Genomic DNA, 22,225 nt, shown 5'->3' on the forward strand with positions numbered 1-22,225 from the left:
GATCGCGGGTGACTATCGGAGGGGCGGCCGCGCCACGGCCGCCCTTTCTCATGACCGGCGCACGGCCTTGCGGCGGCCTCAAATCGGTGGGACGAAAACAACCATGCTGACGCTGCCCCCCGCCCTCCGTTCGAAGAACGCCCTCGTCACCGTGCTGGGCGTCGCCCTCATCCTCGGCACGACCACGGTCGTGGCCCAGACCACGCCCATGGAGCCGATCCAGTGGGACAAGCGCCGGCTGGACCAGCTGGACCGCAACGTCCGCCGCATCGAGCGGGCCCTGACCCAGAGGAACGCCGCCGGCCAGCCGGTGATCGTCGAGCCGGATCCCGAGGTCGTCGCCCTGACCGGACGGGTAACCATCATGGATCGCCGCCTGACCGATCTCGAGGCCACCCTGCAGCGTGTCAACGGCGACCTCGAGCGGCTGACCTTCCAGCTGGACGAGACCACGCGCGACAACGCCGCCCTCAACACCCGGCTGCGCACGGCCGAGACCCGGCTGCGCGACATCGCCGCCGCCGCCGAGCGCGAGGCCGAGCTCAACGCCCCGATCAGCTCGACGTCCCCGACCGGCGACGCGGCCCGGGACCTTGCCGCCGCCGTGCGGCTGGCGGCCTCCGATCCCGCCATGGGCGACCGCGCCCTGCAGACCGTGGCGCTCGCCTGGCCGGATACGCCCCAGGCCCGCGAGGCCAACGCCCGCCTCGGCGATCTGCGCGTCTCGGCCGGCGACCACGCCGGCGCCGTGTCCTTCTACGCGGCGGCCCTCGAGGGCTGGCCGACCGCGCCGTGGGCGGGCGGGACCGTGCTCGAGCTGGCCACGGCCCTGAACGCCTCCGACCGCAAGACCCAGGCCTGCACCGCCCTGGGCGAGTTCGACCGGCGCTACGCCGCCGCCGGCAGCGCCGCCCTGCGCACCCGCGCCGGCGAGCTGCGCACCCGCTTCGCCTGTCCGGCGGCCCGGAGAGCCGGCTGAGCCCCATCGCCCCGGCCTGGATCGCCCCGGTCCGCGAACGGCTGACCGCCCGGCTTGAGATTCATTCGGACCGCCCCGTCGCCCTCGCCCTGTCCGGCGGCGGCGACTCCGTCGCCCTGCTCGATGTCGCGTCCGGGTGGGCCCGCGCCAACGGCCGGTCCCTGCTGGCCCTCACGGTCGACCACGGCCTGAATCCCGACAGCGCCCGCTGGACCGCCTTCGCCCGCGACGTCGCCCACGCCGCCGGCGCCGACTGGCGGGGCCTGTCTTGGCGCGGGCCGAAGCCGGCGACCGGCCTGCCCGCCGCCGCCCGCGCCGCCCGCCACCGCCTGATCGCCGACGCCGCCCGGGAGCAGGGGGCCCGGGTCGTCCTGTTCGCCCACACCGCCGACGACGTGGCCGAAGCCGACCTGATGCGGGCCGAAGGCTCGACCCTGGGCCGGCTGCGCGACTGGTCGCCGTCGCCGGCCTGGCCCGCGGGCCGGGGCCTGATGCTGCTGCGGCCGATGCTGGACGTCGGGCGGGGCGACCTGCGCGCCTGGCTGACGGAGCGGGGCGCGGACTGGATCGACGATCCGGCCAACGAGGACCTGCGGTACGCGCGGAGCCGTGCACGTCGTTCCCTTCTCCCATTGGGAGAAGGTGCCCCGGAGGGGCGGATGAGGGTCGACTGCTTGAGCGGCGAAGCCGTCCCCGGGCAGCCGCCCCTCACCCTTGAGCGCCAGAACGACGGCTTCGCCGCCGTGCGCTCAAGCCCTCTCCCATTGGGAGAGGGGGCGTTGAAATTGGATCGGCATGTCGATGCCTTCACCCTCGCCGCCGTCCTCGTCTGCGCCGGCGGCTCCGACCGGCCTCCGCGCGGCGACCGGCTCGAGCGGCTGCTGGCCCGGCTCAGGGCGGGGGATGTCTTCACCGCCACCCTGTGCGGGGCCCGGATCGGGGCCGGCCCCGATCAAGTCCTCGTGACCCGCGAGGCCGGCGAATTCGCCCGCCGCCCCGCGCCGCCCCTGCCGCTGACGCCGGGCGAGGAGACGGTCTGGGACGGGCGCTGGGCGGTCACCATCGCCGAACCCGGCTGGAGCGTCGCGGCCGCCGCCGGGCGAATGGCCGCGTTGTCAAAGGCCGACCGGGCCCGGCTCAACGCCCTGCCGCCGGCGGCGCGCGGCGGCTGGCCTGTGCTGATCCGGAACGGCGGGACTGCGCCGGTTCTTGCAGGAACCGCGGCCATGACGCGGTCGCTGGTCGAGGAGAGACTGGCGCTTGCGCTGGACCGAATGACGCACGAGACGGAGCTGGAGCCGCGCGCGCATGGCGCTACGCCCCGGAACCACCTATTTTCTGGCGCTGACATCACCGAATAGGGAAGCGCGCCGCGCTTCCAGGGATCGAGACGAGAATGAATCTTCGCAATCTGGCCATCTGGGGCGCCGTCATCCTGGGAGCGCTCGCCTTCTATGTGGCGGTGGACCGCGGCGGCGCGATGACGACGCCGGGGCAGAAGGCGGCCTCCGCCCGTCCCCAGCCGATGAGCTATTCGCAGCTGATCACGGCCCGCGAGGCCCGCGCCATCGCCTCGGTCGAGGTCCGCAATGAGACGCTGCTGGTCAAGACCCGGGACAACAAGAGCTTCACCGTCATCACCCCGGTCCCGAACGGCGACCTGGTCGAGAGCCTCCAGAAGTCTGGCGCCCAGGTCGACGTCAAGAACACGCGCCAGCCGATGATCGTCAGCATCCTGATCGGCCTGCTGCCGTTCGTGCTGATCATCGGCCTGTGGGTGCTGATCATGCGCCAGATGCAGGGCGGCGCGCGCGGGGCCATGGGCTTCGGCAAGTCCAAGGCCAAGCTGCTGACCGAGCACAAGGGCCGCAAGACCTTCGACGACGTCGCCGGCGTGGACGAGGCCAAGGAGGAGCTGCAGGAGGTCGTCGACTTCCTCAAGGATCCGGCCAAGTTCCAGAAGCTGGGCGGCAAGATCCCCAAGGGCGCCCTGCTGGTCGGCCCTCCCGGCACCGGCAAGACCCTGCTGGCCCGCGCCGTGGCCGGCGAGGCCGGCGTGCCCTTCTTCTCGATCTCGGGCTCGGACTTCGTCGAGATGTTCGTCGGCGTCGGCGCCAGCCGCGTCCGCGACATGTTCGAACAGGCCAAGAAGAACGCCCCCTGCATCATCTTCATCGATGAGATCGACGCCGTCGGCCGTCACCGCGGCGCCGGCCTCGGCGGCGGCAATGACGAGCGCGAGCAGACCCTCAACCAGCTGCTGGTCGAGATGGACGGCTTCGAATCCAACGAAGGCATCATCCTGATCGCCGCCACCAACCGGCCCGACGTGCTCGACCCGGCCCTGCTGCGTCCCGGCCGCTTCGACCGCCAGGTCGTGGTGCCCAATCCCGACGTCAACGGCCGCGAGAAGATCCTGCGCGTCCACATGAAGGACGTGCCGCTGGCCGCCGACGTCAACGTCAAGACCATCGCCCGCGGCACCCCCGGCTTCTCCGGCGCCGACCTCGCCAACCTCGTCAACGAGGCGGCCCTGATGGCGGCGCGCAAGGACCGGCGCATGGTCACTCACCGCGACTTCGAGGACGCCAAGGACAAGGTCATGATGGGCGCCGAGCGCAAGTCCATGGCCATGAACGACGAAGAGAAGCGGATGACCGCCTATCACGAGGCCGGCCACGCCATCGTCGCCATGAACGTCAAGATGGCCGACCCGGTGCACAAGGCGACGATCGTCCCGCGCGGCCGCGCCCTCGGCATGGTCATGCAGCTGCCGGAAGGCGACCGCTATTCGACCAGCTTCCAGCAGATGGTCGACCGCATCGCCATCCTGGCCGGCGGCCGGGTCGCCGAGGAGAGGATCTTCGGCAAGGAGAACGTCACCTCGGGGGCCAGCTCCGACATCCAGCAGGCGACCAAGCTGGCCCGGGCCATGGTCACGCGCTGGGGCTTCTCCGACAAGCTGGGCACGGTGGCCTATGGCGAGAACCAGGAGGAGGTCTTCCTCGGCCACTCGGTGGCGCGCAGCCAGAACGTCTCCGAGGAGACCGCCCGCATCATCGACGAGGAGGTCAAGCGCATCGTCACCGAAGGCTGGAACGTCGCCCGCAAGATTCTGAAGGACAAGGCCGAGGACCACGAGAAACTGTCCCAGGCCCTGCTCGAATATGAGACCCTGTCGGGGCAGGAGATCAAGGACCTGCTGGAGAAGGGGCTGGCGCCCAACCGCGACGAGAGCAACTTCCCCAACGCCGGCCCCTCGGTCTCCGTGCCGATCACCCCGGTCTCCGACGGCGTCGACGTCGAACAGCCGACGGTTCACTAGGCCTCTGTCTCCTCCCTGTTCGCGTAGCGAATGGGGAGGGGGACCATTCCGGCGACTCAGCCGGAATGGTGGAGGGGTGGAGGCGGATCGCATGCGATCCGACGACGGCCGCGCCTCGGTCTGGCGGCCCCTCCACCGCTTCGCGGTCCCCCTCCCCATTGCTTCGCAACAGGGAGGAGACGGGGCAGCCATGACGCTGTGCTGACTATTCCGGAATCCATAGTCGGGTTCAGCGGAAAATGCCGGGCGGCATCAACGCTCTGACCTTTTCTCGACCCCACTTCCTGCGCACAGCTGGCGCCGGCCGCATACTATTGCCCGTCCCGTCGCAGGGAGGCTCGCTCGGCCGGCGAACCGAAGCGGCGGCGGGGACGGAAGGAACGGGCCGCGCCGGAGCGTTTCGTACGCCGGCAGCGGAAGCCGAACCGGTGGAAAGCCGGCGGCTCAGGGCGCGGGGTAGTCAGAACCCGCGCCGGTCCGGGAGATGGTCGTCGCCATCCCCGCCCGTGGCGAGCAGAGCGGAGCCCCCGCAAAGAGCGGGCTTTCCTCCGCGCCCGTCGAAAACCGACCGTGCGGAGCGTCTGTCTTCTGCCGAAACGCAAACTCTACCCCCACGGTCTCCGGGCGGAAGCCCGGGCGCTCCGCCCAGCCTCCCGTTCCTCATCCGGCGATGATCTGAAAGACAAGTTTGCATTTCAAACAAGTCTGTCGTAGACCGCATCTCCTCAAGAGGGGAGAGACCCATGTCCGCCACCATTGCCGACCGTTCCGATCGCCTGCATGGCCTCGACGCCCTGAGGGGCGGGGCCCTGTTGCTCGGCGTCGTCCTGCACGCCTCGATGAGCTACATGCCGACGCCGATCTGGCTGTTCCCGGACGAGCAGACCTCGCCCGTCGACTCCGGCCTGTTCTTCGCCATCCACCTGTTCCGGATGACCAGCTTCTTCCTGATCGCCGGCCTGTTCGCCCACATGATGCTGGCCCGTCGCGGGACCTGGGGTTTCATCCGCGACCGGCTCGGACGCATCGCCGGTCCCCTGTTCGGCCTGTGGTGGGTCGTCTTCCCCGCCTTCATCGCGGTCATCGTCTGGAAGGCGGCGATCGACAACGGCGGCGCCATCCCGACCGACGGCCCGCCGCCTCCGCCGCTGACCCTCGAGACCTTCCCGCTGCTGCACCTCTGGTTCCTCTGGGTGCTGCTGATCCTCTACGCGGCCGTCCTCCTCCTGCGCGCGCCCTTCGCCGCCCTGGACCGCGACGGCGCGGCCGGCCGCCTCCTCGACCGCCTGGCCGGCGCCCTCGTCGGGCCGTGGACCCCCGCCGTGATGGCCGCCCCGCTGGCGCTGGCCCTCTGGTTCACCCCCGACTGGATCCCCTTCTTCGGCATCCCCACCCCGGACAGGGGCTTCGTCCCCAACCCCGCCGCCCTGACGGCCTTCGGCTCCGCCTTCGGGCTCGGCGTCCTGCTCGACCGGCGCCGCGACCTGCTCGGCCGCATCGAGCGTCTCTGGCCGGTCTTCACCGTCATGGCCCTCGGCGCAGGCGCCGCGGCTCTGGTGCTCGCCGGCGGCCCCGTGCCGCCCCTGACGCCGATGATCGACCCGCAGCTGAAGGCCCCGACGGCCGCCCTCTACGCCCTGGCCGTCTTCGCCTCGACGCTGGCCGTGACGGCCCTGTCGCTGCGCTTCCTGTCCGGCTACAGCGCCGTGCGCCGCTACCTCGCCGACGCCTCCTACTGGGTCTACATCGTCCACCTGCCGCTGGTCATGGTCGGCCAGGTGCTGATGCTGGACGCGCCCTGGCCGTGGTTCGCCAAGCTCGGCGTCGGGGTCGGCGGCGTCATGGCCGTCTCGCTGCTCAGCTACGAACTTCTGGTCCGCCACACCGTCATGGGCCGATGGCTGAACGGCCGCCGCGTGCCCTGGCGGCGCCGTGTCGCCCAACCGGCCCCCGCGCCCGCCGAATAGCTTGCCAACCCCCGGACCATTTTTGCTTCGGATCGATTCGATCCGAATCCAAAAAATGGTCCACACTCACAACGGAGCGAAGTCGGTTGCGATGGATCAGTCCTTCACAACCGACTTCGCTCCGGGCTCGTCCACCCCAAGGGCGAGCCGGTTCCGGAGAATCGCCCCCATGTCCGCAAAGTCCGCCAACCCCCGAATGCAGTCCGCCGAGGCCGATCTCGCCTTCATGCGCTCGATCGTCGAAGGCGGCGGCCGGCCCCATCTCACGCTCGGCGTCGCCTATCTGGCCGGCGGCCTGCTCTATGGCCTGCAGTGCCTGTTCCACATCGGCCAGGCGACCGGACTGATCCGCTGGCCGGGTCCCGCCAACCTCGGCTTTCTCGTCCTGATCACCGTCAGCTTCTGCGCCGTGCTGGCCTGGGCGGTCCGCAGGGACCGCAAGGACGGGGTCGGAACCCTGCACGGCCCGATGGCCACCCGCATCCTGAACGCCGCCTTCAGCGCCAGCGGCATGGCCAATCTGGCGGTCATCCTCGTCTTCGGCTTCGGCGCGGTCCGGGACCAGGACTTCGCGATCTGGCTCTACTATCCGGCGGTGATCTTCGCCCTCCAGGCGGCGGCCTGGTACGTCGCCTGGAGCCTGAAGCGGAAAGGCTGGATGCTGGCCTGCTCCATCGGCGGCTGGCTGACCGCCGTCGCCCTGGGCCTGCTTGTGCGCGAGCCGATGTGGTTTCTCGGCGTCTGCACCGTGGCCCTGTTCGCCCTGTTCGCCCTGCCGGGCTGGATCATGGTTCGCGAAGCCCGCGCGGCCCGGAAGACGGGCTGACGCGCCATGGGTCTGGCCGATCTCGGACGCATCGACGAGGTCATCCACGGCCGCATGCGGCTGGGGATCATGGTCTATCTGTCCGACGCCGACAGCGCCGACTTCACCGAGCTGAAGACCGTGCTCGAGGCCACCCAGGGCAACCTCTCGGTCCATCTGAAGAAGCTGGAGGAGGCCGGCTACGTCGCCATCGCCAAGAGCTTCTTCAACAACAAGCCCTTGACCCGGGTCTCGATCACCCCGGACGGCCGCCGCGCCTTCGCCGCCTATCTCGAGGCCATCGGCGCCCTGATCGGAGGCAAGGACTGATGGCGCCCGTGGTCGTCGATCCGGCGCACGTCCACGCCTTCGCCGACGCGGAGGCCTTCTACACCTGGCTGGCCGACCATCACGACCGCGAGCCGGAGGTCTGGATCCGCATCTACAAGGTCAGGTCCGGCACGCCGTCCATCACGCCGAAGCAAGCCATCGACGTCGTCCTGTGCTGGGGCTGGATCGACGGCATCCGCAAGAGCCTGGACGAGGTCAGCTTCCTCCAGCGCTACACCCCGCGCGGCAAGAAGAGCGTGTGGAGCCAGATCAACGTCGACAATGTCGAACGCCTGATCGCCGAGGGCCGCATGACCGAACACGGCCTGAAACAGGTCGAGGCCGCCAGGGCGGACGGGCGCTGGGCGCAGGCCTATCGGGTCAAGGGTTCGAGCGTTCCCGACGATCTCCAGGCCGCGATCGACGCCGTGCCCGAGGCGAAAGCGATGTTCGAAACCCTGACCGCCCAGAACCGCTTCGCCCTGATCTTCCGCACCGGGGCGATGAAGACGCCGGCCGGCCGGGCCCGGAAGATCGCGCAGTTCGTCGACATGCTCCGGCGCGGCGAAACCCTCCATCCGCAGGGGAGGTCGTCATGACCCCTCAGGTGATGGGCATCGTCAACGTCACGCCGGACAGCTTCTCCGACGGCGGGCGGCTGGCCTCGGTCGAGGCGGCCGTGGCCCACGGCCTGCGGCTGGTCGAACAGGGCGCCGCCATCCTCGACATCGGCGGCGAAAGCACCCGGCCCGGCGCCGGGCCCGTCGACGCCGCCGCCGAGATCGCCCGCGCGGTTCCCGTCATCGAGGGCCTGCGCGCCCGCTGGCCCGGGCCCATCAGCATCGACACCATGAAGCCCGGGGTCGCCCGCGCCGCCGTCGCCGCCGGCGCGACGATGTGGAACGACGTCACCGCCCTCGGCTTCGCGCCCGACAGCCTGACCACCGCCGCTGATCTGGGCTGCGACGTCGTGCTGATGCACATGCAGGGCGAACCCCGCACCATGCAGGCCGCCCCGCACTACGACGACGTGGTCGCCGAGGTCGCCGACTGGCTGGCCGCCCGCGCTGACGCCGCCATGGCCGCCGGCGTGGCGCGCGAGCGCATCCGGCTTGATCCCGGCCTCGGCTTCGGCAAGACGGCCGCCCATAACCTCGCCCTGACGGCCCATCTCGACCGGCTGGCGGCCCTCGGTTTCCCGGTCCTCTACGGGGGCAGCCGCAAGCGCACCATCCAGTCGGTCGATCCGGCCGCCACCGATCCCGCCGACCGGCTCGGCGGCTCGCTGGCCCTGGCGCTGGAGGCGGCGCGCAACGGGGCGGCGATCATCCGCGTCCACGACGTCCGCGAGACGGTCCAGGCGCTCGCGGTCCAGGCGGCGATCCTCGCGGAGAGCGGGCGATGACCCAGCTGACCGGCCCGTACATCGCGCCGATCGTGCTGCTGATCCTGTCGAACGTCTTCATGACCTTCGCCTGGTACGGCCACCTCAAGTTCGGGACGAAGCCGCTGGCCGTCGTGGTGATGATCAGCTGGGCCATCGCCTTCTTCGAATACTGGCTCGCCGTGCCCGCCAACCGCATCGGCCATCAGGTCTATTCCGCGGCCGAGCTCAAGACGATGCAGGAAGTCATCACCCTCGTCGTCTTCGCCGGCTTCTCGGTGCTCTATCTCGGCGAAAAGCTGACCCTGAACCACGCCGTCGGCTTCGGCTTCATCGCCCTCGGCGCCTGGTTCGTCTTCCGCGGCCCGCTTTGACCTATGGGAGGTTCAGTTGCCAGCTGACCCCGAAGCGGTCGCCGACCCAGGTGAAGAGGGTGCTGAAGCCGTAGTTGTCGACCGGCATCATCACCTTGCCGCCCTCGCCCAGCACCTCTGCCAGCCGGCGCAGCTGGGCCTCGTCGTCGCAGTCGATGAAGGTCGAGGTCGAGGGCGTGAAGGTGAAATCGTGCACCGGCGGGCTGTCGTAGAGCCGGATTTCCAGGCCGCCGATCCGGATGCTGGCCATGGCGATCTGGCCGGCCTGGGCGCCCTCGGGATGCTCCTTCAAGAGGATCTCCTCGAAATCGGGAAAGGCCTCGCGGTAGAGCGCCAGCGCCTCCCTGGCCTGGCCCTGAAACATAAGGAACGGCGTGGCTTTCATGCGGGGACTCCCTCAGTCGTGGTCCATAACGCCGGCGAGGCTGTCGAGGATCATGCTCCAGCCCGCCGTCGTCCGCCGGGCGTACGACGCCCACGCCGCGGCCAGATCGTGGGTCAGTGTGACCACGCAGCCGTCCCCGTCGGGCGCGAAGGCCACCGTGACCCGCGTCGGCTCGTCGGGCGTCTCGTCGACCCAGAAGTCGAACACCACCCGGTCCGGCCGCTCGATCTCCACGAATCGCCCGAAATGCCGCGCCAGATCGGCGCCGCGCCGCTCGAAGATCGCGAACGAACCGCCCGGACGTGGGTCGTAGTCGGTCTGCTCCATGATCCCCTCGGGCGTATGGAACAGCCAGTCGCCCACCCGGGACGGGTCGAGGAAGGCGTCGAACACCCGCTCGCGGGAATGGCGAAAACGCTTCTCGACCCGGATTTCGACGGGATCGCTCACGGCGTCCACCCCTCGACCCGCGCCTGCGGATGGCGATCCACGACGAAGCCGGGGTCGATCCCGTGCTCCAGCCAGATCTTGGCTCCGGCCAGGACCAGGGCGAAGCCGCCCGTCGAATCCAGCGCCTTGCCCGCCTGCTCGTCCGGGGAGCCGCTGAAGCCCCGGTTCTCGACGGTGACCCACGTCTGCTCGCCCCGCGCGTCGAAGCGCCACTCGACCTCGGTGGGATCGCTGTCGACGTCCCAGTCGATCAGGATGCGGCGGTTTGGCTCCACCGCCTTGACGATGACGTCCGTCCCGACGCCGTACATCGCCCAGGTCCAGCGGACCCGCGCGCCGGCCTCCAGCCGTCCGCTGCCCGACGTGAACCAGAACCGGCTCGTGAGCGCCGGATCGACGAAGGCTTCGAACACGTCTGGGACGGCGCGTCGGATCAGCATGCCGGCGGAGGCGACCGGAGCGGTCATGCGCTCAGCCCTCCTTGGTCAGCACGGCGGCATAGGCGTCGCGCAGGGCGAACCAGCGGTCCCATTCCCACGAATGGCGCACGCCCCGGACCGCGTCGTCCAGACCTTCCATATGAAGGTGCCAGCCGCTGAGGACGTTGCTCCGGGCGTTCGCCCACGACTCGGGCAGCCGGTGGACGAGGGTCAGATGCGTCCCCTCGCCATCCGGCTCCAGCCGCCACGACACCACCGAGTCCGCATTGCTTCCGAAGGTGTGCTCGAAGCGGCTGAACGGCCGCACCACCAGCACCTCGTTCGACTGCAGCCGCCTCTCGGGCGTGTCGGGCATGAATTCGTGGTCGGGCTGGCGGAAGTTGAGATCCATCCGGCCGCCGGGGCGCAGCTCGATCTCCGCCTCGGCCAGCCAGCAGGCGAGGCCGTCGCCGGTGGTCAAGGCCTTCCACACCCGCTCCGGCGAATGACGCAGCCGGCGCTCGAACCGCAGCTCCCAGCCGCCCTCGATGCGGCGCAGGGTTCCGGCCTTCGCGCCAAGGCGCACGGGCGTCTCCAGGGTGTCGGTCATTGCGGGAACTCCTTGTCGAGATGGGCTTCGAGCGCGTCCAGCCGATCGGTCCAGAACCGGCGATACCGGGCCAGCCATATGTCCAATTCCTTCAGCGGGGCCGGGTTCAGACTGTACAGCCGCCGCTGGGCGTCCTTGCGCACCGTGACCAGGCCGGCCTCGCGCAGCACCGACAGGTGTTTCGACACCGTCGGCTGGGCGATGGGCAGGGCGTCGACGAAGTCCCCGGCGGGACGTTCGCCGTCGGCCAGCATGGACAGGATGGCCATGCGATGCGGTTCCGAAAGGGCTTGCAGGGCGGCGTGCATGAATATCTGCTATCAGCAATATAGCCGAAATGCAATATACGCAAACGGGTTGCCGAGTCGCCCCGGATTGGCCATCCCGTCCGCATGACCTCGCTCCTCGGACGCGTCCTGATAATCGCCGGCTCCGACTCCGGAGGCGGGGCGGGCATACAGGCCGATATCAAGGCCGTGACGGCCATGGGGGGCTATGCGGCCACGGCGATCACCGCGATCACGGTGCAGAACACCCTCGGCGTTCACGGCGTGCACCCGTTGCCGCTGGACCTGATCGAGGCGCAGGCGCGGGCGGTGCTCGACGACATCGGGGCCGACGCGATCAAGACCGGCATGCTCGGCTCGATTGAGGTGGTCGAGCGGGTCGCCGCCATCCTCGACACGTCGGAAGCGCCGGCCGTGATTGATCCGGTCATGATCGCCAAGGGCGGCCAGCCGCTGCTGCCGGATGAGGCGGTTGAGGCGGTGCGGAGCCTGATGGTCCCCCGCGCCGCCCTGCTGACGCCCAATGCGCCGGAGGCGGAGGCCCTGACCGGCCTCGGCGTCGCCGATCTCGACGGCCAGCGCCGGGCGGGGGAAGCCTTGCTGGCCATGGGCGCCCGGGCCGTGCTGATGAAGGGCGGACATGTCGCCGGCGACACTGTCGTGGACCTGCTGCTGACCCCGACCGGGGAGACCCTGCTGGAGGGACCGCGCCTGAACACTCCCCATACCCACGGCACCGGCTGCACCCTGGCCAGCGCCTGCGCGGCCGGGCTGGCCAGGGGGCTGCCGCTGGAGGCGGCCGTCGCCGAGGCCTGGGCCTATGTCGCCGAGGCCATCCGCCGGGCCCCGGGGCTGGGGCAGGGGCATGGGCCGCTCGACCACGGCTGGCCGCTGAGGGAAGGTCGATGAGCGATCTGGACGCCCGGCTGGCCGCGATCGTCCGCGCCGATCCGGGCCTGATGCATGTTCTGACAACCGTGCGCAGTCTGGGCCTGAACGACTGGCGGGTGTTCTCCGGCGCCGTCTATCAGAGCGTCTGGAACGCCGTGACCAACCGGCCCGCCGGCTACGGCATCCGTGACTACGATCTCGGCTATTTCGATCCCGACGTCAGCTGGGACGCCGAGGACGCCGTCATCCGGCGCGCCGCCGCCGCCTTCGAGCCGCCCTTCCGCGACATGGTCGAGGTTCGCAACCAGGCCCGCGTCCATCTCTGGTTCGAGGGCAAGTTCGGCGAGCCCTACGACGCCCTGACCGGCACGGACGAGGCCCTGGCGCGGTTCGTGGCTCCGGCCTTCGCCGTGGGAGTACGGCTGGAGGAGGATGACGCCATCAGCATCGCCGCGCCTTTCGGCCTGGAGGACGTCTTCTCGCTCACCCTCCGCCCGAACCCGAGCCGGCCCCTGGCCAAAGGCTGGGACCGGGCTGTGACCAACGCCCGCTCGCGCTGGCCGGAACTCTCGATCGTCGAGCCGGAGATCGCCTGATGCGCCAGTGGACCGTCGACGCCTTCGCCTCCGCCCCCTTCCGGGGCAATCCCGCCTGCGTGGTCGAGCCGTTCGACGCCTGGCCCGACCCCGCCTGGATGCAGGCGCTGGCGAGGGAGAACAACCAGGCCGAGACGGCCTTCCTGTTGCGCACCGCCGACCCGGCGCGGTTTGGCCTGCGCTGGTTCACCCCGGGACGCGAGGTCGACCTGTGCGGTCACGCCACGCTCGGCTCGGCCCACGTCCTGATCACGGAACTCGGGTCCAACGCCGGGGCCCTGACCTTCGACACCCGCTCCGGCCCGCTGATCGTGCGCCGCGCCGGCGAGGGCTACGAGATGGACTTCCCCGCCGATCCGCCGCGCCGCACAGGACCCCTGGCCGGCCTGGCCGAGGCGCTGGGCGCCGAGCCGGTTGAGGTCTGGGCCGGGCGGTATCTGGTGGCCGTCCTCGCTGACGCGGAGGCGGTACGGTCGCTCGAGCCCGATATCCGCGCGCTGACCGCCCTGCAGGGCGAGGCCGGGGAGGCGGGCGAGATCATCGTCTGCGCGGACGCCGACCCCGGAGACGATGTCGATGTGGTGGACCGCTTCTTCGCCCCCGGCTGCGGCGTCGACGAGGATCCCGCGACGGGCTCGGCGCACTGCATCCTCGGTCCCCTCTACGCCGAGAGGCTCGGGCGGGCGGCGGTGCGGTTCCGGCAGGTGTTCCCCGGCCGCGGCGGCGACATCGAGACCGAGACGCTGGGTGACCGGGTGCTGCTGCGCGGACGGGCCGCCACCGTGATCGAGAGTCGGCTGCGCATCGTTCCATAGGAAAGGGGCGCCGCCCTTGCGGACGACGCCCCTCGGACCTTCCGGGGAGGAAAGGCCAGGCCTTACCAGCGACGATTGTCGCGGTCGCGGCGCTCGATGCGGACCTGAACGGCCAGTTGATCGTAGCGGCGATCAAGGTCGTTGCGTTCCCAGCGGGTCAGGCCGCCGCGCAGATAGCTGCGCTCCAGGCGGACCAGGCTGTTGAGCTGGGCGCTCAGCCGGCTCGCTTCGCGGCGGCTCAACGAGCCGTTGCGCAGGCCGACGTCGATACGGCGGTCCAGTTGATGTTTCCGGTTGCTGATCGACTGCCAGCCGCCGCGGTTGTAGTCCGACCGATCGTCACGATCGTACCGGTCGCCGCGCTCATGGCGATCCTGGCGATCGTAACGGTCATAGGATTGGGCGGCTGCGGGAACCGCGACGGACGCCGCGGCGATGGCCAGCAGGGGGATGAGGGCTTTCTTCATCATCGGTCTTGTCCTTCGCGTTCTACGCCGCCGGGCTGGCTGCGTTGATGGACAAGACCATCCCGCGCCTGAGCCCGATCTGAACGGCTTGTGTCAGCTTGCGTTCATGTCGATGACAACGCATCCATGCGCCGTCTCTCGCGCGCGTGGAGTGGGATGATGAGGGGCGGCGGCAACGGTGAAATATGTCTACACTCGCCGTTCAGCCGTCGTTCAGAGCCTGGGGCCTAGACCGTCGCCCATGACCCGGATGCCCGCCTACATCCTCGCCGCCCTGCTCGCCGCCGCGCCCCTGTCCGCGGCGGCGCAGGATCGTGGCGACCGCGCCGAGGCGAGGCAGGAGCGTCGCGCCGCCGCTGGCGGCGGTTCGCAGGATCGTGGGGATCGCAACGAACCCGGGCGCGAGCGGCCGTCTCGCGAACAGTCGGGACAGGCGCCGCGTGTCAGCGTGGGGGCCGCCGTCCAGCGCGCCTCCGCTGGTCGCCCTGGCCGTTTCCTGGGGGCCAGCGATCGCGGCGACACGATTGTGGTGCGCTGGGAGTATCCCGGCGGCCGCGTCGCGGACATCATGGTGGACGGCCGCACCGGCCGCGTGATCGGAGAACGCTGAATGCGCGTGCTGCTTGTCGAGGACGACGCCGATCTGTCGCGCCAGCTGAAGGGCGCCCTGTCAGACGCCGGCTACGCCGTGGACCACGCCGCCGACGGCGAGGAGGCCCATTTCCTCGGCGACACCGAGCCTTACGACGTGGTGGTTCTGGATCTCGGCCTGCCGAAGATCGACGGCGTGTCGGTGCTCGAACGCTGGCGCCGGGACGGGAAGACCACACCGGTGCTGATCCTGACCGCCCGTGGCGCGTGGTCGGACAAGGTCTCCGGCTTCGACGCCGGCGCCGACGACTATCTGACCAAGCCCTTCCACACCGAGGAGCTTCTGGCCCGGCTGCGCGCCCTGCTGCGGCGCTCGGCCGGCATCGCCTCGTCGACCCTGTCCTGCGGCGGCCTCAGGCTGGACCCGCGCGCGGCGCGCGCCAGCGTCAACGGCGAGCCCCTGCGTCTGACCTCGCTGGAGTACCGCCTGCTGCACTATCTGATGATGCACCAGGGTCGGGTGATCAGCCGCACCGAACTGGTCGAGCACCTGTACGATCAGGATTTCGACCGCGACTCCAACACCATCGAGGTGTTCGTCGGCCGGCTGCGCAAGAAGATCGGTCCCGACCGGATCGAGACGGTGCGTGGCCTCGGCTACCGGCTGACGCCCCTGCCCGGGGAGACCGAGGGGACGTGACGGACGGCTCGGGGGGCCTTGTCGAGACCGGAGCGGCGGATCCGCCGCGAACCTGGGGCCGCTGGTTCGGACGCCCGGGCCGAAGCCTGACGCGGCGCCTGATCTGGCTCGCCTCCGCCTGGATCGTGCTCGCCCTGGTCCTGACCGGCTGGGCCCTGACCAACCAGTACCAGGAGTCGGCCCTGCGCCGGCTCGGCAACGTCCTGGGCGACACGATCGACGAGGTGGTCATCGCCTCCAACGCCCGGGCGGACGGCTCACTGACCGTCGGCGAGGTCAAGGACGACCGCACCCTGCGCGCTCTGTCGGGCAAATACTGGGCCGTGGCGGAACCGGGACCGGACGGACGGCTGCGCATCCTCGTGCGTTCGCCCTCGCTGGCCGGCGAGAGCCTGACCATTCCGGATGAGCTGCCGGACCGGCTCGCCGCCGCCCGGGGCGCCACGATCAGCTACAATGATCCCGACGGCCTGCGCCCCGGCGGCGAAGGCCCGCTTGGCGTGCCGCTGCGCGTCGCCGCCAGCATGAAACAGCTGCCGGGCCGGACGCAGCCCGTGGTCTTCCTGGCCGGCATCGACCGTTCCAACATCGACAGCGACACCCGCCAGTTTGCGACCTTCACCTGGACGGCGCTGCTGATCCTCGGCCTGGGGCTGGTGGTCGCGGTCTTTCTGCAGGTCCAGATCGGCCTTCGCCCCCTCTACGCCCTGCGCAATGAGATCGCCGACGTCCGCAAGGGCAGGGCCGGGCGGATCGCCCACAGCTATCCCCTCGAGATCCAGCCACTGGCTGAACAGGTCAACCGGCTGCTGGACCACAATCAGGAGACGGTGGAGCGTCAGCGAACCCACGTCGGCAATCTGGCCCATGCGCTGAAGACGCCATTGTCGGTCATGCTCGCCGAGGCCGGGACCCAGCAAGGCCCCCTGCCGGATATGGTGCGCAAGCAGACCGAGGTGATGAAGGCCCAGGTCGACCACCATTTGCGCCGCGCCCGGGCCGCCGCCCGGGCCCAGATGCTGGGCGAAATCACCCCCATCGCCGAGGTCCTGGACGAGATGGCGGTCATGCTGGAGCGAGTGTTCGAGGACAAGGGCGTGGTCATCGACTGGCGCGCCCCGGACGAACTGGCGTTTCGCGGCGAGCGGCAGGACCTGCAGGAGCTTCTCGGCAACCTTCTGGAGAACGCCTGCAAATGGGCCAGGCGCCGGGTGCGGGTCTCCGTCGGGCCGACCGGTCTGGGGCAGATGGTGGTCGTGGTCGAGGACGACGGCCCCGGCCTGCCGGAGGAGCAGCGCGAGGCCGCCCTGCTGCGCGGCGCCCGCATGGATGAGAACACGCCGGGTTCTGGTCTCGGCCTGTCGATCGTGGTCGAACTGACTCGCGCCTATGGCGGACGGATTTCGCTCGCGGACAGCGAGCTCGGCGGACTGAAGGCCGTCCTGGAACTGCCCTCCGCCGAGGCCTGAGCGATCGTCGGATAGCGGATATTAACTCCGTGAGGGCAGCATGGCGTGGGCTGGACGATTGGCCGGTCGCGAGGTGTCTGAATGTCGGGGCTGTCTGTCGCCCATCGCGTCGCCCTGGCTGCTCTGATCGAGCAGGCGTCCGACGATATGCTGGTGAAGCTGTCGTCGGTGGCGGTGGCCTTGCCCGGCGCGCGGGCGCTTGAACTCGGCGACATGCTCGCGGGCGAGGTCCGCGACCGGGCCCGCCGCGGCATCGCGATGGCGCCCCTGCTGCCGATGTTCAGGCCACGCGCCGACGGCGTCGAGGCCATGACCTTCCCTGCGGTCGTCCTGCCGCGCCTGTGGAAGGCCGCATCGACGCGCGAGCCCGCCTTGTTGCCCCGGCTGGACCGCGATGGGCCGGACGCTGTGGCCGTCTGCGACCGCATCTGCCTGGCCGCCGCCGCCGCCGTGCGCGACCGACCGGACCTGGTCTGGCCCGCGGACCACGAACCGGAGCGGCGCGCGGGCGGCCTGGCCGATCTCGCCGCCTGCCTGGATCTCGCTCACCTGGCGCGGCGCGGCCTGCCATCGCTTGAGATCTGGCTGAAACGCCCCGACGGCGACCAGATCGCCGAACTGCGCCTGCTGCTCAAGGATTGCGCCGGGGTCCACCTCGATGGCGCCCAGCGGGTGTTGGAGATGTTGTTCTCCCATCTGGACGACGCCGTCCTGATTCTGCGGATCATCACCCAGAGCTCGTGTTCGTCCGGACAGGAGGGCTTTCTCAGCGCCTCGGAGCTGTCCGGATTCGTCGAGCGGCTGATCGCGGGCGTCAATACGCGGGTGGCGCGGATCGGAGCGTTCCGGCCGGGTTCGGACCTGGCCGCCGTCGATCCGGTCATCGAGGATCTGACCTGGTGCGCCAACGTTCTCAACGAACTGGACGTAACCCTGACCCTCAATCCGCTCAGTGTCTGGGGCAAGTCGGTGCGCGACGCGCGCGTCAGCATCGCGGGCCAGCTGTCGGCCTTCCTGCGCGCCGCCGACCGGGCCGTGGACAAGGCCCTGCCGCTGGAGCGGGTCCAGATCTCAGGCCGGATGACCCGCAAGTCGCCGCAACTCACCGCGCCGGTCCAGGGCGAGACCGTGCAAGCGGCGCGGAATCTGCTGAAATTGGTCGGCGCCGTGCGTGGTCCGGCCTCGATCTTCGGGGCGGAGTCGGACCGCCGGAAGCTGGTCGAATCCCTGACCGACCGCCTGACCGACTACGCCGACCAGGCCCTGCTTGTGGTCAACGACGGCGAGGCGGCGGACGAGGTCAACGCCCTGCGGCTGGTCGAACTGGCCGCCCGTTGCCTCGATCTGATCGATGCGAAGGACGCCGCCCGCACGGTGCGTCGCCGCGCCGCGGTGGCCGGGGCGGGCAAGGGCGGGTCCAGGCCCTCGTCGCGAGCCGCCTGATCGGCTACATCGCCCGGCGATGACGATGTTCTGGATCATGACGGCGCTGCTGGCGGCGCTCGCGGGCCTGCTGGTGCTGGCTGGTGCGCGGCGCGGCGTGGACGCGGGCGAAGCGACCTCCGGCTCCGGCGCCGTCGAACTGTCCGAACTGGACCGGTTGAAAGCCCGCGGTCTGCTGGACGAGGCCGGCTGGACGGCCGCCCGCGCCGAGGCGGGCCGCCGCATCCTGTCGGGGCGACGCGATATCGCTCCGGTCGCCGCCGGCGCCCATGACCGGTTCTGGGTGCTCGGCGGGATCGGCGTCGCGGTCGCCGCGGCGGTCGGCCTGTATGCCGTGGTTGGCGCGCCCGGTCTGCCGGATCAGGCCTATGAGCGCCGGGTCGACGACTGGGCGACACAGCTGGATACACTGCAACCGCCGCAGATCGCCGCCGTGGTCGCCCGGGTGGTGGAAGAGCGCCCGAACGACCATCAGGCCCTGACCATGCTGGGCGCGGCCCGGTTCGAGGCCGGCGATCCGGTCGGCGCGGTCTCCGCTTTCCGCCGGGCCGTGACGGTGCAGCCCGACGACGCCCGGAGCTGGGCGCGGCTTGGCGAGAGCCTCGTGCGGGCCAATGAGGGTGAGGTCGACGGCGACGCCGAGGCCGCCTTCACCGAGGCTCTGAGGCTCGACGCCGGTCAACTGGGAGCCCGTTTCTTCCTGGGCGAGGCCGCATTGGCGCGGGGCGATGCGGCGCGCGTGCGCGAGATGTGGCTGCCCCTGATCGCCGTTCTCGATCCCGCCGATCCGCGCCGGATCGATCTGGAGGCCCGTCTGCCCGCCGCCGGAACGCCCTCGTGAGCTGGCTGCCGAAATCGCCCAAGGCGCGCCGCCGCCTGTGGGTGGTGATCGCCGTAGCCCCGGTGCTGGCGCTGGCGGTCGGCCTGTCGCTGTACGCCATGCGTGACAGCGTGACCTTCTTCTTTTCACCCTCGGAAGCCACGCCGGACAAGGCGCCGGCCGGACGCGTGGTCCGCCTGGGCGGTCTGGTCGAGACCGGCAGCATCCTTCGCGACGGCGCCGGCCAGGTCGCCTTCGTCGTCACGGACAATGTGGCGACGACCCGGGTGATCTACCGGGGAGACCTGCCCGACCTGTTCGCCGAAGGGCAGGGGGTTGTGGTGCAGGGCGCCTTCCTCCCCGACCGCAGCTTCCGCGCCACCCAGGTGCTGGCCAAGCACGACGAAACCTATATGCCGCGCGAGGTGGCCGATCGGCTCAAGGCCAGGGGCGAGTGGCGGCCCGCGGCGGAGTCCGCGCCCTCGAGCGGGCCGGCGGCCGGAAGCGGCGTGGACCGGCCGTGATCGTTGAAACGGGCGCCTTCGCCCTGATCCTCGCGTTCGCGCTGGCCACGCTGCAGACCGGCATGGCCGTGGCCGGACGCCTGCGCCGCAGCCCGGTGCTGGCGGGGGCCGCGCAAGGGGCCGCGATCGCCGCCGCCCTGGCCGTGGCCATCGCCTTCGCCAGCCTGATCTTCGCCTTCGTCACGTCGGACTTTTCGGTCGCCAACGTCGCCGCCAACAGCCACACCGACAAGCCGATGCTCTACAAGGTCGCCGGCGCCTGGGGCAGCCACGAGGGTTCGCTGGTGCTCTGGTGCCTGGTCCTGACCGGCTTCGGCGCGGTTCTGGCCCGGGCGCGGAACCTGCCGTTCGGGCTGAAGACGTCGGCGGTGGCCACGCAGGGGCTGCTCGGCGTGCTTTTCCTGGCCTTCGCCGTCTTCACCTCCAGCCCCTTCGCCCGGCTGACCCCGGCCCCCTTCCAGGGCGCGTCGCTGAACCCGCTGCTGCAGGATCCGGCGCTCGCCGTCCATCCGCCCCTGCTCTACGCCGGCTACGTCGGTTTCTCGGTCTGTTTCTCGCTGGCGGTGGCGGCGCTGATCGAGGGGCGGGCCAATTCCGCCTTCTGGCCGGCCTGGGGCCGCTGGGTGCGGCCGTGGGCGCTGGCCAGCTGGGCCTTTCTGACCGTCGGCATCACCCTCGGCGCCTTCTGGGCCTATTACGAGCTCGGCTGGGGCGGCTGGTGGTTCTGGGACCCGGTCGAGAACGCCAGCTTCATGCCGTGGCTGGCCGGCGCGGCCCTGTTGCATTCCGCCGTGGTCACCGAGCGGCGCGGCGCGCTGGCGGGCTGGACCACCTTCCTGGCCTTGCTGGCCTTCACCTTCTCCATGCTGGGGGCCTTCCTGGTCCGCTCCGGCGTCCTGACCAGCGTGCACGCCTTCGCCGTCGATCCCGAGCGGGGCATGATGCTGCTGGCCATCCTCGGCGGCACGGCGGGGCTGGCCTTCGCCCTGTTCGCCTGGCGCGCGCCGCAACTGAAGGGCGGCGGCATGTTCGCCCCGGTCAGCCGCGAGGGCGCGCTGGTGCTCAACAACCTGTTCCTGACCGCCGCCTGCGCCACCGTGCTGCTCGGCACCCTGTATCCGCTGATCCTGGAGGCGGCGAACGGCTCGACCATCTCGGTCGGTCCGCCCTATTTCGCCCTGACCTTTGTGCCGCTGATGGCCGTGGCCTTCCTGATCCTGCCCGCCGGGCCGCTGCTGGCGTGGAAACGCGGCGACCTCAAGGGCGTGACCCAGCGGCTCGTCGTGGCGGCCGGGCTGGCGATTCTGCTGGCGCTGGCGGGCTGGCTGATGTTCGAGCCGCGCAGGGCGTTGTCGGCCGCCGGCGTGGGGCTCGGCGGTTGGCTGATTCTCGGCGCCCTGGCCGAGACGGCCGAGCGCACCCGCCTGTTCCGCGCCTCTCCCGGCGAGACCCTGCGCCGGGCGAAAGGCCTGCCGCTCGGCGCCTGGGGCACGACCCTGGCCCACGCGGGACTGGGAGTCTTCGTGCTGGGTGCGGTGGTCGAGACCGGCTACCGCGTCGAGGCGGCCCGGCCCATCGCGGTCGGCGAGGTGGTCGAGGCGGGTCCATGGACGGCGCGGCTTGAAGACGTTCGGGTCGTCGAGGGCCCGAACTACCTCGCCGAGCAGGGGCGACTGACGGTGGCGCTGCGTTCCGGCGCTGCGCCGCGCGAGATCACCGCCGAGCGCCGCTTCTTCCCCGCCGGCGGCCAGACCACGACCGAGGTCGGGCTCGACTTCCGCGGGCTGGACGACGTCTATGTCGTGCTGGGCGAGCGCGGTCGGACAGCGGCGGGCGCCCCGGCCTGGAATGTGCGTATCTGGTGGAACCCCTGGGCGCGGCTGATCTTCCTGGGCCCGGCGATCATGGCGCTGGGCGGGGTGCTGTCGCTGATGGACCGGCGCCTGCGACTGGGCGTGGGCCAACGGAAGGCCGCTCCATGAAACGGACCCTGCCGATCGCGTTGGCCAGTATGGGCGCCGCCCTCGGCATGATCGCCGCCGAGCCGCCGCCCGCGCCGGACCGGCCGCTGCCGGACGCCGCCCGGGAGGCCCGGGCGCAGGCCCTGTTCGACGGCATCCGCTGCGTGGTCTGCCAGCACGAGGCCATCGCCGACAGCCCCGCCGTCATCGCCGCCGATATGCGCGGCCTGGTGCGCGAACAGATCGCCGCCGGCCGCTCGGACGCCGAGATCAAACGCGATCTGGTCCGGCGCTACGGGGATTTCGTGCTGTTCCGGCCGCCGGTTCGCGCCGGGACCTGGCTGCTGTGGTTCGGCCCCTTCGCCCTGATGGCGGCGGTGGCGGCGGCCCCGCTGCTGCTGGCCCGCCGACGCCGGGTCGAGCCCATGGCCCTGTCGCCGGAAGAGGAGGCGCAACTCGCGGATATTGTGGCGCAAGCCAATCTTCGCCGTGATCCTGACGCAAAGCCGTCTGACCACTGACGCCCCGACGGACCTATCCTGCCGCCACGGCGTTGGCGAAGGAAGCCGGCGGCCTATATTGACGGACTGTACGGGCGCGCGCCGCCCGATGAGAGGATCGTGCGAACTCCGA

26 protein-coding genes are annotated in these 22,225 nt (G+C 70.7%); 20 read left to right on the top strand and 6 right to left on the bottom strand.

Going from position 1 to position 22,225, the window contains the following annotated elements:
• Positions 1-103 precede the first annotated feature (103 nt).
• From VEB62_RS05315 to VEB62_RS05355, 9 genes are all read left to right on the top strand, one after another.
• Entirely contained in the window at positions 104-979 is an 876-nt protein-coding gene (locus VEB62_RS05315) for a tetratricopeptide repeat protein (RefSeq protein ID WP_324796386.1), read from the top strand.
• A 41-nt stretch (positions 980-1,020) separates the two neighbouring features.
• A complete protein-coding gene (gene tilS, locus VEB62_RS05320; protein ID WP_524536808.1) occupies positions 1,021-2,340 on the top strand; it encodes a tRNA lysidine(34) synthetase TilS in 1,320 nt (439 codons plus the stop codon).
• Between the two features lie 35 nt (positions 2,341-2,375).
• Positions 2,376-4,304 (top strand): ATP-dependent zinc metalloprotease FtsH, encoded by a 1,929-nt coding sequence (gene ftsH, locus VEB62_RS05325; RefSeq protein WP_324796389.1) that lies wholly within the window; start codon positions 2,376-2,378, stop codon positions 4,302-4,304.
• Between the two features lie 743 nt (positions 4,305-5,047).
• On the top strand, positions 5,048-6,271 hold the full coding sequence (locus VEB62_RS05330) for an acyltransferase family protein (protein ID WP_324796392.1): 1,224 nt from the start codon (positions 5,048-5,050) through the stop codon (positions 6,269-6,271).
• A gap of 169 nt (positions 6,272-6,440) precedes the next feature.
• On the top strand, positions 6,441-7,097 hold the full coding sequence (locus tag VEB62_RS05335; protein WP_324796395.1) for a hypothetical protein: 657 nt from the start codon (positions 6,441-6,443) through the stop codon (positions 7,095-7,097).
• A 6-nt stretch (positions 7,098-7,103) separates the two neighbouring features.
• The gene (locus VEB62_RS05340; protein ID WP_324796397.1) at positions 7,104-7,406 is read left to right on the top strand and encodes a winged helix-turn-helix domain-containing protein; all 303 of its coding nucleotides are present in this window, start codon (positions 7,104-7,106) and stop codon (positions 7,404-7,406) included.
• Entirely contained in the window at positions 7,406-8,005 is a 600-nt protein-coding gene (locus VEB62_RS05345) for a YdeI/OmpD-associated family protein (RefSeq protein ID WP_324796399.1), read from the top strand. The genes VEB62_RS05340 and VEB62_RS05345 overlap by 1 nt, the downstream gene beginning before the upstream one ends.
• The gene (gene folP, locus VEB62_RS05350) at positions 8,002-8,811 is read left to right on the top strand and encodes a dihydropteroate synthase (RefSeq protein ID WP_324796402.1); all 810 of its coding nucleotides are present in this window, start codon (positions 8,002-8,004) and stop codon (positions 8,809-8,811) included. Before VEB62_RS05345 ends, folP begins: the two co-directional genes overlap by 4 nt.
• Positions 8,808-9,164, top strand: coding sequence for a DMT family protein (locus VEB62_RS05355; RefSeq protein WP_324796405.1), 357 nt, complete (start codon positions 8,808-8,810; stop codon positions 9,162-9,164). The genes folP and VEB62_RS05355 overlap by 4 nt, the downstream gene beginning before the upstream one ends.
• Before the next feature lies 1 nt (position 9,165).
• Here the strand turns inward: VEB62_RS05355 and VEB62_RS05360 are convergent, their stop codons facing one another.
• From VEB62_RS05360 to VEB62_RS05380, 5 genes are read right to left on the bottom strand one after another with little or no spacing between them, the layout of a single operon-like run.
• The gene (locus VEB62_RS05360; RefSeq protein ID WP_324796407.1) at positions 9,166-9,549 is read right to left on the bottom strand and encodes a VOC family protein; all 384 of its coding nucleotides are present in this window, start codon (positions 9,547-9,549) and stop codon (positions 9,166-9,168) included.
• A 12-nt stretch (positions 9,550-9,561) separates the two neighbouring features.
• Positions 9,562-9,999, bottom strand: a complete 438-nt coding sequence (locus tag VEB62_RS05365; protein ID WP_324796410.1) for an SRPBCC family protein — start codon at positions 9,997-9,999, stop codon at positions 9,562-9,564.
• Positions 9,996-10,466: an SRPBCC family protein gene (locus VEB62_RS05370; protein WP_324796413.1), complete on the bottom strand. Its 471-nt coding sequence runs from the start codon at positions 10,464-10,466 to the stop codon at positions 9,996-9,998. The genes VEB62_RS05365 and VEB62_RS05370 overlap by 4 nt, the downstream gene beginning before the upstream one ends.
• 4 nt (positions 10,467-10,470) lie before the next feature.
• Positions 10,471-11,028, bottom strand: coding sequence for an SRPBCC family protein (locus tag VEB62_RS05375; protein WP_324796415.1), 558 nt, complete (start codon positions 11,026-11,028; stop codon positions 10,471-10,473).
• A complete protein-coding gene (locus VEB62_RS05380) occupies positions 11,025-11,336 on the bottom strand; it encodes an ArsR/SmtB family transcription factor (protein WP_324796418.1) in 312 nt (103 codons plus the stop codon). Before VEB62_RS05380 ends, VEB62_RS05375 begins: the two co-directional genes overlap by 4 nt.
• Before the next feature lie 84 nt (positions 11,337-11,420).
• Here VEB62_RS05380 and thiD point away from each other — a divergent pair, with 84 nt between their 5' ends.
• Genes thiD through VEB62_RS05395 form a run of 3 tightly spaced genes read left to right on the top strand, consistent with a single transcriptional unit; the run spans position 11,421 to position 13,617 of the window.
• Positions 11,421-12,224: a bifunctional hydroxymethylpyrimidine kinase/phosphomethylpyrimidine kinase gene (gene thiD / locus VEB62_RS05385; RefSeq protein ID WP_324796420.1), complete on the top strand. Its 804-nt coding sequence runs from the start codon at positions 11,421-11,423 to the stop codon at positions 12,222-12,224.
• A complete protein-coding gene (locus VEB62_RS05390) occupies positions 12,221-12,802 on the top strand; it encodes a nucleotidyltransferase family protein (RefSeq protein ID WP_324796423.1) in 582 nt (193 codons plus the stop codon). Before thiD ends, VEB62_RS05390 begins: the two co-directional genes overlap by 4 nt.
• Positions 12,802-13,617, top strand: a complete 816-nt coding sequence (locus VEB62_RS05395) for a PhzF family protein (protein ID WP_324796426.1) — start codon at positions 12,802-12,804, stop codon at positions 13,615-13,617. Before VEB62_RS05390 ends, VEB62_RS05395 begins: the two co-directional genes overlap by 1 nt.
• A 62-nt stretch (positions 13,618-13,679) precedes the next feature.
• Here the strand turns inward: VEB62_RS05395 and VEB62_RS05400 are convergent, their stop codons facing one another.
• Positions 13,680-14,084, bottom strand: a complete 405-nt coding sequence (locus VEB62_RS05400) for a hypothetical protein (protein WP_324796429.1) — start codon at positions 14,082-14,084, stop codon at positions 13,680-13,682.
• 241 nt (positions 14,085-14,325) lie between these two features.
• On the opposite strand from VEB62_RS05400, the gene VEB62_RS05405 reads away from it, so the two are divergent.
• The 8 genes from VEB62_RS05405 to VEB62_RS05440 all read left to right on the top strand — a co-directional run bounded on the left by VEB62_RS05405 (position 14,326) and on the right by VEB62_RS05440 (position 22,113).
• Positions 14,326-14,694 (top strand): hypothetical protein, encoded by a 369-nt coding sequence (locus tag VEB62_RS05405; RefSeq protein ID WP_324796431.1) that lies wholly within the window; start codon positions 14,326-14,328, stop codon positions 14,692-14,694.
• Positions 14,695-15,375, top strand: a complete 681-nt coding sequence (locus VEB62_RS05410) for a response regulator transcription factor (RefSeq protein ID WP_324796434.1) — start codon at positions 14,695-14,697, stop codon at positions 15,373-15,375. It abuts the gene before it with no gap.
• Positions 15,372-16,844: a sensor histidine kinase gene (locus tag VEB62_RS05415; RefSeq protein WP_324796437.1), complete on the top strand. Its 1,473-nt coding sequence runs from the start codon at positions 15,372-15,374 to the stop codon at positions 16,842-16,844. Before VEB62_RS05410 ends, VEB62_RS05415 begins: the two co-directional genes overlap by 4 nt.
• Before the next feature lie 81 nt (positions 16,845-16,925).
• Positions 16,926-18,287, top strand: coding sequence for a hypothetical protein (locus VEB62_RS05420; protein WP_324796440.1), 1,362 nt, complete (start codon positions 16,926-16,928; stop codon positions 18,285-18,287).
• 19 nt (positions 18,288-18,306) lie between these two features.
• The gene (gene ccmI / locus VEB62_RS05425) at positions 18,307-19,128 is read left to right on the top strand and encodes a c-type cytochrome biogenesis protein CcmI (RefSeq protein ID WP_324796443.1); all 822 of its coding nucleotides are present in this window, start codon (positions 18,307-18,309) and stop codon (positions 19,126-19,128) included.
• Positions 19,125-19,631 carry a cytochrome c maturation protein CcmE gene (ccmE, locus tag VEB62_RS05430; protein WP_324796446.1) on the top strand — a complete coding sequence of 169 codons (507 nt, stop codon included), beginning with the start codon at positions 19,125-19,127 and terminating at the stop codon, positions 19,629-19,631. The genes ccmI and ccmE overlap by 4 nt, the downstream gene beginning before the upstream one ends.
• The gene (locus tag VEB62_RS05435; protein WP_324796449.1) at positions 19,628-21,613 is read left to right on the top strand and encodes a heme lyase CcmF/NrfE family subunit; all 1,986 of its coding nucleotides are present in this window, start codon (positions 19,628-19,630) and stop codon (positions 21,611-21,613) included. Before ccmE ends, VEB62_RS05435 begins: the two co-directional genes overlap by 4 nt.
• Entirely contained in the window at positions 21,610-22,113 is a 504-nt protein-coding gene (locus VEB62_RS05440) for a cytochrome c-type biogenesis protein (RefSeq protein WP_324796451.1), read from the top strand. Before VEB62_RS05435 ends, VEB62_RS05440 begins: the two co-directional genes overlap by 4 nt.
• The last annotated feature ends 112 nt before the right edge of the window (positions 22,114-22,225 follow it).

This window comes from Brevundimonas sp., from assembly GCF_035626975.1.
Classification (GTDB): Bacteria; Pseudomonadota; Alphaproteobacteria; order Caulobacterales; family Caulobacteraceae; genus Brevundimonas.

What these genes read in the sequence shown, in the direction of transcription:
- VEB62_RS05315 (WP_324796386.1), top strand. Translation starts at nt 104, where the DNA reads ATGCTGACGCTGCCCCCCGCCCTCCGTTCGAAGAACGCCCTCGTCACC.
- ftsH (WP_324796389.1), top strand. Translation starts at nt 2,376, where the DNA reads ATGAATCTTCGCAATCTGGCCATCTGGGGCGCCGTCATCCTGGGAGCG.
- VEB62_RS05330 (WP_324796392.1), top strand. Translation starts at nt 5,048, where the DNA reads ATGTCCGCCACCATTGCCGACCGTTCCGATCGCCTGCATGGCCTCGAC.
- VEB62_RS05335 (WP_324796395.1), top strand. Translation starts at nt 6,441, where the DNA reads ATGTCCGCAAAGTCCGCCAACCCCCGAATGCAGTCCGCCGAGGCCGAT.
- VEB62_RS05340 (WP_324796397.1), top strand. Translation starts at nt 7,104, where the DNA reads ATGGGTCTGGCCGATCTCGGACGCATCGACGAGGTCATCCACGGCCGC.
- VEB62_RS05345 (WP_324796399.1), top strand. Translation starts at nt 7,406, where the DNA reads ATGGCGCCCGTGGTCGTCGATCCGGCGCACGTCCACGCCTTCGCCGAC.
- folP (WP_324796402.1), top strand. Translation starts at nt 8,002, where the DNA reads ATGACCCCTCAGGTGATGGGCATCGTCAACGTCACGCCGGACAGCTTC.
- VEB62_RS05355 (WP_324796405.1), top strand. Translation starts at nt 8,808, where the DNA reads ATGACCCAGCTGACCGGCCCGTACATCGCGCCGATCGTGCTGCTGATC.
- VEB62_RS05360 (WP_324796407.1), bottom strand. Translation starts at nt 9,549, where the DNA reads ATGAAAGCCACGCCGTTCCTTATGTTTCAGGGCCAGGCCAGGGAGGCG.
- VEB62_RS05370 (WP_324796413.1), bottom strand. Translation starts at nt 10,466, where the DNA reads ATGACCGCTCCGGTCGCCTCCGCCGGCATGCTGATCCGACGCGCCGTC.
- VEB62_RS05375 (WP_324796415.1), bottom strand. Translation starts at nt 11,028, where the DNA reads ATGACCGACACCCTGGAGACGCCCGTGCGCCTTGGCGCGAAGGCCGGA.
- VEB62_RS05380 (WP_324796418.1), bottom strand. Translation starts at nt 11,336, where the DNA reads ATGCACGCCGCCCTGCAAGCCCTTTCGGAACCGCATCGCATGGCCATC.
- thiD (WP_324796420.1), top strand. Translation starts at nt 11,421, where the DNA reads ATGACCTCGCTCCTCGGACGCGTCCTGATAATCGCCGGCTCCGACTCC.
- VEB62_RS05390 (WP_324796423.1), top strand. Translation starts at nt 12,221, where the DNA reads ATGAGCGATCTGGACGCCCGGCTGGCCGCGATCGTCCGCGCCGATCCG.
- VEB62_RS05395 (WP_324796426.1), top strand. Translation starts at nt 12,802, where the DNA reads ATGCGCCAGTGGACCGTCGACGCCTTCGCCTCCGCCCCCTTCCGGGGC.
- VEB62_RS05400 (WP_324796429.1), bottom strand. Translation starts at nt 14,084, where the DNA reads ATGAAGAAAGCCCTCATCCCCCTGCTGGCCATCGCCGCGGCGTCCGTC.
- VEB62_RS05405 (WP_324796431.1), top strand. Translation starts at nt 14,326, where the DNA reads ATGACCCGGATGCCCGCCTACATCCTCGCCGCCCTGCTCGCCGCCGCG.
- VEB62_RS05410 (WP_324796434.1), top strand. Translation starts at nt 14,695, where the DNA reads ATGCGCGTGCTGCTTGTCGAGGACGACGCCGATCTGTCGCGCCAGCTG.
- VEB62_RS05420 (WP_324796440.1), top strand. Translation starts at nt 16,926, where the DNA reads ATGTCGGGGCTGTCTGTCGCCCATCGCGTCGCCCTGGCTGCTCTGATC.
- ccmI (WP_324796443.1), top strand. Translation starts at nt 18,307, where the DNA reads ATGACGATGTTCTGGATCATGACGGCGCTGCTGGCGGCGCTCGCGGGC.
- VEB62_RS05440 (WP_324796451.1), top strand. Translation starts at nt 21,610, where the DNA reads ATGAAACGGACCCTGCCGATCGCGTTGGCCAGTATGGGCGCCGCCCTC.